At 63.5% G+C, this 12,870-nt stretch carries 11 protein-coding genes and 1 tRNA gene; 10 read left to right on the top strand and 2 right to left on the bottom strand.

Features of this window, described 5'->3' with window-relative positions:
* Positions 1-194: 194 nt before the first annotated feature.
* From AC07UK_RS20395 to AC07UK_RS20385, 3 genes are all read left to right on the top strand, one after another.
* Positions 195-806, top strand: coding sequence for a glutathione S-transferase N-terminal domain-containing protein (locus tag AC07UK_RS20395; RefSeq protein ID WP_010812311.1), 612 nt, complete (start codon positions 195-197; stop codon positions 804-806).
* A gap of 57 nt (positions 807-863) precedes the next feature.
* Positions 864-1,352, top strand: coding sequence for a ClpXP protease specificity-enhancing factor (locus AC07UK_RS20390; protein WP_114132232.1), 489 nt, complete (start codon positions 864-866; stop codon positions 1,350-1,352).
* Between the two features lie 52 nt (positions 1,353-1,404).
* Positions 1,405-1,480, top strand: a tRNA-Thr gene (locus AC07UK_RS20385).
* Positions 1,481-1,609: 129 nt separating this feature from the next.
* Here AC07UK_RS20385 and AC07UK_RS20380 read toward each other — a convergent pair.
* Positions 1,610-2,557, bottom strand: coding sequence for an AraC family transcriptional regulator (locus AC07UK_RS20380; protein WP_494693889.1), 948 nt, complete (start codon positions 2,555-2,557; stop codon positions 1,610-1,612).
* 418 nt (positions 2,558-2,975) lie between these two features.
* On the opposite strand from AC07UK_RS20380, the gene andAc reads away from it, so the two are divergent.
* The 7 genes from andAc (at position 2,976) to AC07UK_RS20345 (ending at position 10,605) form a co-directional block, all read left to right on the top strand.
* Complete coding sequence (gene andAc, locus AC07UK_RS20375) at positions 2,976-4,253, top strand: anthranilate 1,2-dioxygenase large subunit AndAc (protein WP_494687197.1); 1,278 nt, start codon at positions 2,976-2,978, stop codon at positions 4,251-4,253.
* 1 nt (position 4,254) lies between these two features.
* Positions 4,255-4,731, top strand: coding sequence for an anthranilate 1,2-dioxygenase small subunit AndAd (andAd, locus tag AC07UK_RS20370; protein ID WP_494687198.1), 477 nt, complete (start codon positions 4,255-4,257; stop codon positions 4,729-4,731).
* Between the two features lie 11 nt (positions 4,732-4,742).
* The gene (andAb, locus tag AC07UK_RS20365) at positions 4,743-5,075 is read left to right on the top strand and encodes an anthranilate 1,2-dioxygenase ferredoxin subunit AndAb (protein WP_494687199.1); all 333 of its coding nucleotides are present in this window, start codon (positions 4,743-4,745) and stop codon (positions 5,073-5,075) included.
* Between the two features lie 15 nt (positions 5,076-5,090).
* Positions 5,091-6,314 carry an NAD(P)/FAD-dependent oxidoreductase gene (locus tag AC07UK_RS20360; RefSeq protein WP_494687200.1) on the top strand — a complete coding sequence of 408 codons (1,224 nt, stop codon included), beginning with the start codon at positions 5,091-5,093 and terminating at the stop codon, positions 6,312-6,314.
* 65 nt (positions 6,315-6,379) lie between these two features.
* Entirely contained in the window at positions 6,380-7,765 is a 1,386-nt protein-coding gene (locus tag AC07UK_RS20355) for an MFS transporter (protein ID WP_494687201.1), read from the top strand.
* A 14-nt stretch (positions 7,766-7,779) separates the two neighbouring features.
* Complete coding sequence (locus tag AC07UK_RS20350; protein ID WP_494687202.1) at positions 7,780-8,697, top strand: dioxygenase family protein; 918 nt, start codon at positions 7,780-7,782, stop codon at positions 8,695-8,697.
* A gap of 210 nt (positions 8,698-8,907) precedes the next feature.
* Positions 8,908-10,605 carry an amidohydrolase gene (locus AC07UK_RS20345; protein WP_494687203.1) on the top strand — a complete coding sequence of 566 codons (1,698 nt, stop codon included), beginning with the start codon at positions 8,908-8,910 and terminating at the stop codon, positions 10,603-10,605.
* A 310-nt stretch (positions 10,606-10,915) separates the two neighbouring features.
* On the opposite strand, the gene AC07UK_RS20340 is transcribed toward AC07UK_RS20345, so the two are convergent.
* Positions 10,916-12,748: a DEAD/DEAH box helicase gene (locus AC07UK_RS20340; RefSeq protein ID WP_494687204.1), complete on the bottom strand. Its 1,833-nt coding sequence runs from the start codon at positions 12,746-12,748 to the stop codon at positions 10,916-10,918.
* Between the last annotated feature and the right edge of the window lie 122 nt (positions 12,749-12,870).

Genomic DNA, 12,870 nt, shown 5'->3' with positions numbered 1-12,870 from the left:
CCCGGACAGGACAAAGGCCAGGGGTGGCCGCTGCGAAAGCAGCACCGCCCCTGGCCTTTTCTCTTGGAAAGCCTGCAGAAGCGCACCAGCAAAGTGCGCCATTTGCCACTAATTTGCTTTCTGGTGGCCGACTTTGGCAGAATGTCAGACCTTACTGTCCGACCCTGCTTCGGCTAAGCCCAAGGAATCCAACCATGATGGTGTTGTATTCGGGTACGACTTGCCCGTTTTCCCAACGTTGCCGCCTTGTCCTGTTTGAAAAGGGCATGGATTTTGAAATCCGCGACGTCGACCTGTTCAACAAGCCCGAAGATATTTCGGTGATGAACCCGTACGGCCAGGTGCCCATCCTGGTCGAGCGCGACCTCATTCTGTATGAGTCGAACATCATCAACGAATACATCGACGAGCGCTTCCCGCACCCGCAGCTGATGCCGGCTGACCCGGTGCAGCGTGCCCGCGCCCGCCTGTTCCTCTTCAACTTCGAAAAGGAACTGTTCACCCACGTCTACACGCTGGAGAACGAAAAGGGCAAGGCCGCGGAGAAGAACCACGAACGCGCCCGCGCCGCGATCCGCGACCGCCTGACGCAGCTTGCGCCGATCTTCGTCAAGAACAAGTACATGCTGGGCGAAGAGTTCTCGATGCTCGACGTCGCCATCGCGCCGCTGCTGTGGCGCCTGGATCACTACGGCATTGAGCTGTCGAAGAACGCCGCGCCGCTGCTGAAGTATGCTGAACGCATTTTCAGCCGTCCCGCGTACATCGAAGCGCTCACCCCGTCCGAAAAGGTGATGCGCCGCTAACCGGCACCGGCCCGAAGGCATCCGCCCTCGGGCCACCACGGCGCCATTGGAAGCACAATGCCTGAAACCTCCACCAAGCCCTACCTGATCCGCGCCATCTATGAATGGTGCACGGATAACGGCTTCACGCCGTATATCGCCGTCTTCGTCGACGCCAACACCAGCGTGCCGCGCGAGTTCGTCAAGAACAACGAGATCGTGCTCAACGTCAGCTTCGACGCCACCAGCGGCCTGGACATGGGCAACGAGTGGATCACCTTCAGCGCACGCTTCGGCGGCGTTTCGCGCAAGATCGACGTCCCGGTCGAGAACGTGCTGGCTATCTACGCCCGTGAGAACGGGCAGGGCATGGCCTTCCCGGTCGAACGCAGCGTGCCGGAAACCCAGGCCGCCACCGAGCGCGAAAACAACCCGCCGCCCAAGCTGGCCCCGGTGGAAGCCGAGACCTCGGCAACTACCGCCGACACCGGCCCCGGCGACGACGACACGCCGCCCCCGGTGCCCCGCATCGGCAGCAAGAAGCCCGCACTGAAAGTGGTGAAGTAAGCCATCCCAAAGCGGACCGCAATGCAGTAGAATCGCGGTCTGCACCAGACATGCCGGCTTAGCTCATCAGGTAGAGCAGTTGATTTGTAATCATCAGGTGGCGGGTTCGAGTCCTGCAGCCGGCACCAGCATTTGAAAACGGGCTACGCAATCTTGCGTAGCCCGTTTTGCTTTTGGGGGCGAGGAAATTACCGCTTGGCCCGGTCAACTCCCTACGCGGATGGGAGCCATCGCTCCATCCCAGGGGATCCGGTCAACTAAGTCCGCCGCTTCTGCGTGTCACTGGGCAACTCATTGAAGCGTGCCGCGTAATAGGCGGCGAAGCGGCCAAGATGGCCGAAGCCGAGTGCCAGCGCGGTTTCAGTAATGCTGGCGCCGGGGTCGAGCAGCAGGCGAGTGCGTACCGCGTCCAGGCGGATATTGCGCAGCAGTTCCATCGGCGAGATGCCATGGTGGCGGTGGCAAACCGCATTCAGCGTGCGGAAGCTGACGCCCGCGGCGCGCGCCAGGTCCTCGAGCGAGACCGGCGCGCAAAGATGGGACTCGATGTAGGCCATCACGGCGTCCATCTGCCGCATGCCCCGGCCGGCGGGTGTGGCTGCGGCTTGCCCCGGCACCGAAGCAAGCTGCAGCGGCAAGGGCAGGGTGGCAGTACCCACGGGCTGGTGCAAGAACAGAAACAGGGCCAGGCTCCGCTCCAGATGATCGACCCAATTGGCATGCACTGCAGAGTCGTGCGAGCACGACAGCACATTCAATAGCGATTGCGCGATCAGGTCCCATTGCGGCTCGAGCACGCGAGGCAGCAGGACACCGGGGGCGAGGTCGACGTGGTCCATGCCTTCGCGCCCCATGGCCTCGTGCAGCAGCGTGTGCGGCACCCTGACGATCATCTGCTGGTTGCCGGGGCACCAGCGCAGGCGAATCCGTTCCTTCGGCGCGAGCACCGCAGTGCGGCCCTCGGCTACCCACAGTCGGTGGCCGTCACATTCGATCTCGGCGCCGCCTCCAAGCGATGTATGGACGAGGGAAAAGTCCTCGAATGGGCGAGCGGATATCTCGACTTCGGCGCCATAGCGCAGCGCATAGATCTTCAGGCGATTGAGCTCGCCCTTGAACATCGCCGCATCGGGCGCGCCAGGCTTCCAGCGCAGTACATGGTCGGTGAGTTCACGAGCGACGTGATCATGCGCCTCCACGCGCACATCGGATCGGAACAGCGGATTGCTATAGAGCGCGGAGAGGGCGGGGGTCCGCGGAGAAAGTGGCATTTATTGTCCCCGTTTCTGGCCTAGCGGTGGTTTCACTGCGCCGCTGCACTGAAACTGCCTGGAAAGGCACGGACTGATCTGCGGGAGGGCTGATTGCCCTTTTTCTTTTTCTGCGATCCATCTTGCCATAGTGCGCGCGGCATGAGTAGCGCCGCACGGCTGTCGCAACACCTGTCTTGCCGAAAGCGGATAGCAAATCGGGGAGGCCTTGCCATTTCCGGATAGCCCCCGCCTGAGCGGCAAAAAACGGATCGCTGCGCGGCGCGGGTTCGCCAGTTTCGGATAGTGCGGCTGGCAGTGAATTCCTACACTCAGCCCATTCCCCTACCCACATAATTTCGCGGAGACAGCGATGTCAGACTCCCCACGGATGGCCGGGAGCGCCAGCGACCGGAAAGTGTTCTTTCCCCAGGCCGACGGCTCATGCGTTCCCTACAGTGTGTTCAGCTCGCAAGAGGTCTACGACCGGGAGCAGGAGCGCATCCATCGCGGGCCATATTGGAGCTTCGTAGCCCTCGCCTGCGAGATTCCCAATCTCAACGATTTCAAGAGCACGTTCGTCGGCGACACCCCGGTGGTGGTAACGCGCACGGCCAACGGCTTTGCCTGCTGGGTCAACCGCTGCGCGCACCGCGGCGCGATGGTGTGCCGCGAGAAATATGGCAATGCGGAGTCGCATACCTGCGTGTACCACCAGTGGAATTACTCTTGCGAAGGTGACCTGCAGGGTGTGCCGTTCCGTCGCGGACAAAAGCAGGGCACCATCACCCTGACCGGGATGGCCAAGGCCTTCGATCCGTCGCAGCACGGACTGCAGAAGCTGCGCGTGCAGGAGTACAAGGGGCTGCTGTTTGCCACCTTCAGCGACGAGGCGCCGCCGCTGGCCGACTACATCGGCCCCGAGATGCGCCCCTGGGTGGACCGCGTCTTCCACAAGCCGATCGTCTATCTGGGCTGCACCCGCCAGTACTCGAAATCGAACTGGAAGCTCTACTTCGAGAACGTGAAGGATCCCTATCACGCCAGCCTGCTGCACCTGTTCCATACCACCTTCAACATCTTCCGCGTCGGCATGAGCGCGCGCTCCGTCCCGGATGCCACCCATGGCCTGCACAGCCTCATCACGGTGACCAAGCCGAAGCAGGACACCAACACCGCAGCGGCCTACACGGACCAGAAGATCCGCTCGATGCAGGACGGCTTCGCGCTGGAGGATCCCTACGTGCTGGGGCAGATTTCCGAGTTCGAGGAGGATTGCACCAACCACATCCAGCCAATCTTCCCGCAACTGGTCATCCAGCAGATCCACAACACCCTGGTGGCGCGCCAGTTGCTGCCCAAGGGGCCGAACAACTTCGAACTGGTGTTCCACTTCTTCGGCTACGAGGACGACACTCCGGAGCTGCGCGAGCTGCGCCTGCTGCAGGCCAACCTGGTGGGACCGGCCGGCTACATCTCGATGGAAGACACCGAGGCCACCGAGCTGGTGCAGCGCGGCACCGTGCGCGACGGCGACAAGACGTCCTACATGGGCATGGGCCTGGATGCGCCCGAGCAGACCAACAGCAATATCACCGAAAACCTGATTCGCCGCTTCTGGGCCGGATATCAGCACGCGATGGGGTACTGAGATGAAGAATGACCTGCAGCTCTGGATGGAGCTGAGTGCGCTGCAAAACCGCTATGTGCACGCCATCGACAACAACCTGCTCGAGACCTGGCCGGCCTTCTTCACCGAGGACGGCACGTACACCATCATTTCGCGTGAGAACGCCGAGCGTGGCCTGCCTGCGCCGATCATCCACTGCCGCAACCAGAAGATGATGCGCGACCGCATCGTCGCGCTGCGCCACGCCAACATCTATGAAGCGCACGGCTATCGCCATGCACTCGGTGGGCTGGTGATCGAAGCAGCAACGGACGAAGAAGTGCGCACGGTGTCGAGCTATATCGTGGTCAACACCGGCGCGGCGGGGGACTCCGTCGTGTACCAGGCCGGCGTGTACCGCGACACCGTTGTCAGGCAGGACGGCGCATGGCGCTACAAGGAAAAGCGGGTCGTCTACGACACCTCTCGGGTCCAGACCCTTCTCGCCACGCCGATCTAGGAACGCATCAAATGAGTACATGGCATGACGTCGGCGCCGCCGACGAATTCATCGAAGACGAACCGCGCGCCGTCGAGGCGGCTGGGGTATCGATTGCTGTTTTCCGCGTGGGCGATGAGCTGTTCGCGCTGCATGACTTGTGCACGCATGAGCGCGTGCCGTTGTCCGAGGGCTTCGTCGAAGATGGCTGCGTTGAGTGTCCGCTGCACCAGGGCTTGTTCGACCTTCGCACCGGCGCGGCGCGCAAGGCGCCTTGCGTGACGCCGGTCCAGACCTATCCGGTGCAGGTGGCAGAGGGCCGCGTGCGGATCCAGGTGCTGCCGCAAGTGGTCGCATTGTCTTGAACGCAGGGAGCTGTCATGAGTACGGATCCAAGGACGATCGTCATCATCGGCGCCGGCCAGGCCGGCGGCTGGGCCGCACGCACGCTGCGCAATGAGGGCTTCGACGGCAGGGTAGTGCTGATCGGCGACGAGGCTCACCCGCCGTATGAACGCCCGCCGCTCTCCAAAGCGGTGCTGGCTGGCGAGGCGGCGCCTGAAAGCGTGCATCTGCTCGACGCAGCGACGCTGGCGTCCATGTCTGTTGAATGGCTGGCGAGCGCGCGCGTGGCGCGGCTCGACCGCGCGGGCAGGCATGTTCAGCTCGCCGGCGGCGACGCGATCGCTTACGACAAGTTGATCCTCTGCACAGGCGGGCGCGCACGCATGCTCGACGTGCCGGGGGCTGACCTGCCCGGCGTGCACACGTTGCGCACCATCGACGACGCGCAGCGCCTGGGCCCGGCGTTGCGGCCCGGCGCGCGCGTGGCGGTGGTGGGCGGGGGCTGGATCGGCCTGGAAGTGGCAGCCACCGCGCGCAAGCGCGGCGCCGAGGTCACGGTGATCGAGGCCATGCGCAGGCTGTGCGAGCGCAGCGTACCGGCAGCGCTGTCCGCGCACCTGCTCGAACTGCATGCCGCCCGAGGCACCGAGGTGCTGCTCGAGACCGGCGTGGCGAGCATTGCAGCCACCGCGTCAGGCGGACTCGGCATGGTGCTGGCCAATGGCCGCGAGATTGCCTGCGACGCAGCGGTAGTGGGCATTGGCCTCGTACCGAACGACGAACTGGCGCGTGCGGCGGGGCTGGATTGCGATGGTGGCGTGCTGGTCGACGCGCAGTGCCGCACGTCCGATCCGGACATCTTCGCTGCCGGCGACGTGGCGGTCGCGCGCAATGGCTGGGCCGGGCGCCGCATGCGGCTCGAGTCGTGGCAGAACGCGCAGGAGCAGGGCATTGCCGCGGCAAAGTCCGCGCTCGGACGCGAGGTCCATTACGACCCGCTGCCGTGGTTCTGGTCCGACCAGCACGGCACGAACCTGCAGATCTACGGCGTGCCACAGCCATCCCAACAGATGGTGGCGCGCGGCGATCCGGCAAGCGGCAGCTTTGTCTTCTTCTACCTCGAAGGCGAATGCGTAACGGCCGCACTGGGCGGCAATGCCGCGCGCGAGCTGCGCTTCGCGCGCCGCCTGATCGAGAACCGCACGCCGGTCAGGCCGCAAGACCTGGCCGACCCAGGCATATCGCTGGCCAAGCTTTAGTGGCCCGCACCACGTAGCCAATGCCACAAAGACGGCATTCAAGACATAGAGAAACGGAGGAGACCATGCGGCAAATCGACATCCAGAGAATGGCCGGCGAGGCCAGGCTCAATGCCTTCCACTACCGCGTGCTGATCTGGTGCGCACTGATTATCATCTTCGATGGCTACGACCTGGCCGTGGCCGGCATCGCGCTGCCGTCGATCATCAAGGAGATGGGGGTCGGCCCGACGCAGGCCGGGTTCCTGGTCAGCACCGCGCTGTTCGGCATGATGTTCGGCAACATTGTGCTGGGCACCATTGCCGACAAGATCGGCCGGCGCCGGGCCATTGCGGCCTGCATCGCACTGTTCAGCGTATTTACCGCCGCCGCGGGGCTATGCAAGGACCCGCTGCTGTTCGGTGCGGCGCGCTTCCTGGCCGGGATCGGTATCGGCGGCGTGATGCCAAACGTCATCGCGCAGATGACCGAATATGCGCCGCAGCGCGTGCGCAGCACGATGGTGACGCTGATGTTCAGTGGCTACTCGGTTGGCGGCATGCTGGCGGCCATGCTGGGCAAGAGTCTGATCGAGAGCTACGGCTGGCAATCGGTGTTTATCGCCGCGGGCCTGCCGCTGCTGCTGATCCCGCTGGTCCTGAAGTCGATGCCGGAATCCGTGCCGTTCCTGATCCGGCGCGGCCGCACCGACGAACTCAAGCGCCTGGCGGGCAGCATTGATCCGGCCTACCGGCCGGGCGCCGACGACCGCTTCGTAATCGCCGGCGCCAGCGGTTCTGCGAGCGCGCCGTTCCGCCAGCTGTTCCAGCAAGGCCGTGGCCTGAGCACGCTGATGTTCTGGCTGTCGTGCTTCATGTGCCTGTTCATGGTCTACGCGCTCAGCTCCTGGCTGGCCAAGCTGATGGCCAGCGCCGGCTACAGCCTGGGCTCGGCGCTGACCTTCGTGCTGGTGCTCAACCTCGGCGGCATGATCGGGGCCATCGGCGGCGGCTGGCTGGCGGACAAGCTGCATATCAAGTACGTGCTGATCGGCATGTACCTGATGGCCGCGGTGTCGATCACCCTGCTGGGCCATCCCATGCCGACCGGCTGGCTGTACCTGCTGGTCGGCCTCGCCGGCGCCTCCACCATTGGCACGCAGATCGTCGGCTGTGCCTATGCAGGGCAATTCTACCCCATCGGCATCCGCGCCGCTGGCATCGGCTGGACCCTGGGCATGGGCCGTGGCGGTGCCATCCTGGCACCGATCGTGATCGGGGTGCTGGTCGGCATGGGATTGCCGCTCGAGCAGAACTTCATGGCCATCGCGGTGCCCGGGATGGCAGCGGCGCTGGCTGTGCTGATGATCCAGCACGCACGCTCGGCCTCGGTCGCGGCTGACCCGCGCAAGGCCACGACCAGCGGCGAGATGATCGATATTCCGCAACGTCCCGCAAATTCCAACACTTAAGGAGACCACTCATCATGGCCGAATACACCCCTTCTGAACTCCTCGCGCTGGTAAACGCCAGCCAGGTCAGCGCAGGCGATGAGCGCGTGCGCGCCATCACCGCGCGCATCGTTGCCGATCTGTTCCACACCATTGAGGCGTTCCAGGTCACGCCGAATGAATTCTGGTCGACCATGCAATGGCTGACGCGCCTGGGCCAGGCCGATATGGTTGGCCTGGTCACAGCTGGTCTTGGCTTCGACCGCCTGCTCGATATCCTCGAAGAAGAGGCCGACCAGTCCGCCGCACGCGCCCAAGGCACGCCGCGTGCCATTGAAGGCCCGCTCTACGTCGCAGGCGCGCCGTCGGCCCAGCGCGAAGTGCGCCTGGATGAAGGCAATGAGGGCAAGGGTGAAGTACTGGTGATGGAAGGCCGCGTGCTGGACCTGGACGGCAAGCCGGTGCCGCACGCGAGCGTCGACGTCTGGCATTGCAACGAACTGGGCCGCTACTCGCACTTCGACCCGGCGCAGCCCGACTACAACCTGCGCCGCCGCATCGAGACGGACGCCGATGGCAACTACCGCTTCCGCAGCTTCCTGCCGCCGGGCTATGCGATTCCGCCCGACAGCCCGGTGTCGGAACTGTTTGCGCTGCTGGGGCGCCACGGCAACCGCCCGGCCCACATCCACTTCCTGGTATCGGGCAGCGGAAAGCGTGCGCTGACCACGCAAGTTAACATCCCGGGCGACACCTTCCTGGACGACGATTTCGCCTTCGCCACTCGCGATGGCCTGATCGTGTCGCTGGAAAAGGTGGAGCGCTCGACCGAGTATGCCTCGCTCGGAGTGACTGGCCCGTTCACCCATGTGCGCTTCGACTTCGTGCTCCAGGATGCGCTGAACGAAGCAGAAGCGGTCGCCGCCAGCCGCTACGCCACAGCGGCGGCCTGAGCGCGCATCAAGCGAGGCGATGCCACGAGCCCGGTCCAACTAGCCGCGGAAATATTTGAAATATAAATAATCGTAACCTAAATTAGCCAACAAAGGGCTATCCCACGGGACGGCCCTTTGTACCGGCTGTTCCATGGCGCCGCCGGAATTGCACACACCAACAAGAAAGAAATGAGGGAGCAAATAATGAGAATCAACAGGAGCAGGGGCGTGTCAGCCTGGCTCGGTCTTGCGGCCGTCGTGCTGCCGCTTGCAGGATGCGGGGGCTCATCCGACCCCGTCGCCGACACGGTCTACACCAACGCGAAAGTCCTGACCGTCGATGCCGGCAACGCCGTTGAGCAGGGATTTGCCGTCAAGGACGGAAAATTCCTGGCGATCGGAACGGCAAGTGCATTGGGCAAGCATATCGGGCCGGCCACGCGTGTCGTCGACATGGGCGGGCGCACCATTGTTCCTGGTCTCAGCGACGGCCACCTGCACGGCGCGGGCGGCGGCCCTGGTGTCGACCTGTCGCGCACGCGCAGGATCGAAGATGTCCTGGCTGCAATTCGCAATGCCGTTGCCAGTCATGCACCGGGCGAACTGCTGCAGAGCAACTCCGACTGGCATGAGGCCCAACTGAAAGAGGTCCGCCTGCCTACCCGGGCCGAGCTGGATGCGGTGGCGCCGAACAATCCGCTGGTGCTGCATCGCGGCGGCCTGACGGCGATGCTCAACAGCGCGGCGCTGGCCAACTGGAATATCACCGAGAGCACAGTGTCGCCCGCGGGCGGCATTATCCAGAAAGACAGCAACGGTCAGTTGACCGGTGTTCTGATCAATAACGCGCGCTCGCTGATGACGCTACCCGCGCCGCCCAGGTTTGACGCCGCGTCCCTGGAAGAAATGCAGCGCAAGCTCAATGCGCTGGGGCTGACCAGCGTGCGTGTGCCGGGCATGTTCACCGGCACCGACGTGCCGTCGGCCTATGCCGTCATCCGGCAACTTCAGGCTGCAGGCAAGCTGAGCCTGCGTTTTCAGCTGCTACTCAACGCGATGGCGCCCGTTAGCACCGCAGAGCAGGTCAAGGCCATTATTGGCTCGGCCCAGCTGCCGCCAGGCACTGGCGACGAATGGGTGCGCATCTGGGGTGCGAAGACCTCGGTCGATGGCGGGTTTGAAGGCGGCTATATGAGCCAGCCTTACAACGAGCCCTTCGGCAAGGGCGGCACGTTCTACGGGCTGCCGCTGGTTTCCGGCCAGGCGTACCAGGATGTTGTCGCGGAGCTGGCCCGCAATAAGTACCGCGTGGCCGTGCACGTGGTTGGCGATGCGGCACTGGACCAGGTCCTGGCGGCGTGGGAGAGTCTCGACAAGGCCAGCCCGGGCGCCGTCAAGGGCTGGACCATCGAGCATGCATTCGTGGTCCGCAAAGAGCAGCTAGAGCGCGTGCGTGCCCTGGGCGCCAGGCTGTCCGTGCAGTCCCACCTCTACGTTGCGGCACCTGTGCTGTCCAGGTACTGGGGGCACGACCGGGCCGAACACGTGACACCCGTGAAGACCTTCATGGATTTTGGCTTCCAGCTGGTAGGCGGCACCGATTCGGCAAACATGCCGGTCAATCCGTTCTGGGCGATGTATCACTTCATTACCCGCGACACGATTACCGACGGCGTATATGGGCCGGACGAGCGCGTGGGACGCAACGACGTGCTGCGCATGTTCACCATCAACTATGCCGACCTGAACGGCGAGGCCGATACCAAGGGCTCGATCGAGAAGGGCAAGCTGGCCGACTTCGTGGTCTTGTCGGGAGACTATCTGACGGTGCCTGAAGTCGACATCCAGAATCTCCATGCCGTTGCCACCTATGTCGGAGGCCGGCAGGTCTACCGCGACGCGGCCACTTCGGTTCCGGCTCTCTGACCTTTGTCCCGGATCGGCTAGTCTCGGTTGTTCTGCCACGCCGCCGGTATGGGAGCGAAGGTGGCGGGTTCGAGTCCTGCAGCCGGCACCAAGAGAATCAAGGGGGGTACGCGATTTTTGCGTGGCCCCTTTTTGCTTTTGTGGGAACAGTCGCCTCGCGCCAGGAGGCAGAGCAAGCGGGGCAGGGCCACTGCGACCCGGGCTATGTCATCCGCTCATTGTCACGGATCATGGCAAGCCCAGACTCGAGGTGAGTCCCTATCGCGGGCTGGAGCGTGACCCCATGAAGACGCCTCGCTTGTGTGACAAGCTACTGCTGCGGGCGCCCAACCGCGTCCCGCAGCTTCCCGGCCAGCCTCGACCTGTCCCCAAACGTCATCACCAATTGCCGCGTAGCCCGCGTCATCGCCACATACATCAGCCGCGCTTCGTCTTCATCCGCCTCATCATGCTTATGCGGCATCCCCGTGGCCGGAATGCACACCAGCGGAAACTCAAGCCCCTTGCTGCTATGCATGGTGATCACCTTGACGCTGTCCGCGCCGGGCGTAAATCGCTTGGTGATTTGGGGACATTCGAACGGAATGCCCTTGCGCGTCAGCGCGCTGGTGACGTGTCCGACAGTGTCCCAATGGCGATAGAGCACCGCCATCTCTGACCAGGGCGTACCAGCCCGGTTCTCATCAGTCAGGATCTGCGCAATGCGCTCAGCTTCCGCCTCTACGTTTGGCAATTCGATCAGCAGCGGCTTGTTGCCGCGGCGGCCAGCACCGACAGGTTGCACGGTAGGCGCTTCGTCTTCGGCTGCCTCAGTCGGCCGCAGCAACTCATCCGCAAAGCTGCGTGCGACGGCCAGTATCTCCTGCGTATTGCGGTAGTTCAGCTTGAGGATGGTCGTACGGCCCCGGGCCTGGATGCCCACGCTGGCAAAGGTCATCCCGCGCTTCCTGGCGCCGCCGTAAATGGACTGCGCATCGTCGTAGAGCACCAACAGGGAATTGCTCTCCGGATTCACCATCTGCACGACCAGCTTGAACCACCCCGGCCGGAAGTCATGCCCCTCATCGATCAGTACGGCGTCGTATTGGCCGGCCGGGATCGCTTTTCGGTCCACACCCTGGATGACCCGATTCACCATTTCCTCAAACAGCGCATCACTGGGGCGGCCCTTGGGGCGGTCAATGTTGTAAGTCTCCAACTGCCGCGAGCACCACGCGTGGAAGTTATAGACGTGGACCTTCTCTTCGATGCCTTTCTCGATCATCGTCGCCGCGAGCTTGGCGGCGAGGGTCTTGTTGTAGCAAAGCACGAGGACCGGCCGTGTGACGATCTTTGCCAGATGCTCAGCGCGGTAGCCGAGGATCATCGTCTTGCCAGAGCCGGCGACGCCATGAATGACCCGGTGGCCTTCGCCGAGACTGCGTGCCAGCTGCTCCTGCTGGAGATCCATGACGCGAAGGATGTCAGGCATATCCAACGGCTCAGCGGCATCCTCCGGAAAGAGCGCGCGTTGCTCCGGCATGCGGATCTGCGGGAACAGGTGCCAGCGAATCCGCTCGATCTGCGGCAGGGAAAGCTTGAAGGTGAACTTGACCGGGAACATCTCCCACAGGCGCTGCTGGAAGTGTTCTGCGTCGACCGTCTCATACATCTCGTCCTGGCAGATCACCAGGTGCGGCGGCAGGACGTCCCCGAGGTTGGTCTTGTCGAACTGGGCACGCGTGATGTTGGACAGGACGACGCCGCAGCCATAGGGAAAGAAGGGCTTGCCTTTCAGTGAGCCGCTGGGCCAGACCAGTTGCGGATCACGCTGCAGCAGGTTGGTGACATAGAACATGTACTGCCGGGCTTGCTCGAGGGGATTCATCTCCCGCACCAGCCCGCGATCCGTCAGCAGCGTGACATCGCGCTGGTCGATTTCCCGGATGGTATCCAGCCGCCAGTCCTTGACCTCCAGCACCAGCAGACCCCGGCTGGGATGGAGGACGATGAAATCCGGATGCCTGGTCTTTTCGCCGATGGCGACGTCATACCAGCACAGGTAGTCGTCCTCCAGCTTTGTCTCCAGACGCTCGGCGAAGCGTCTCTCTCCACTGGTCATGCGCGAAGTGACCGAACCCAGCGCGGGAATCAGCGTGGCCATGCGTTGTTGCTCTTCTTATTGCCCGTTCAGGAACTGCGCTGACCACGGATTGTGTCGCGGACCCGGTGCGACGGTGGTCAGGCAGGTTTCTTATGGGGTAATTGTAGGCACAAAACGGTAAC

Source organism: Cupriavidus sp. GW821-FHT07C08 (assembly GCF_059419025.1).
Note: the sequence above shows the minus strand (reverse complement) of the source record. Positions and strands in the feature narration are given on the sequence as shown.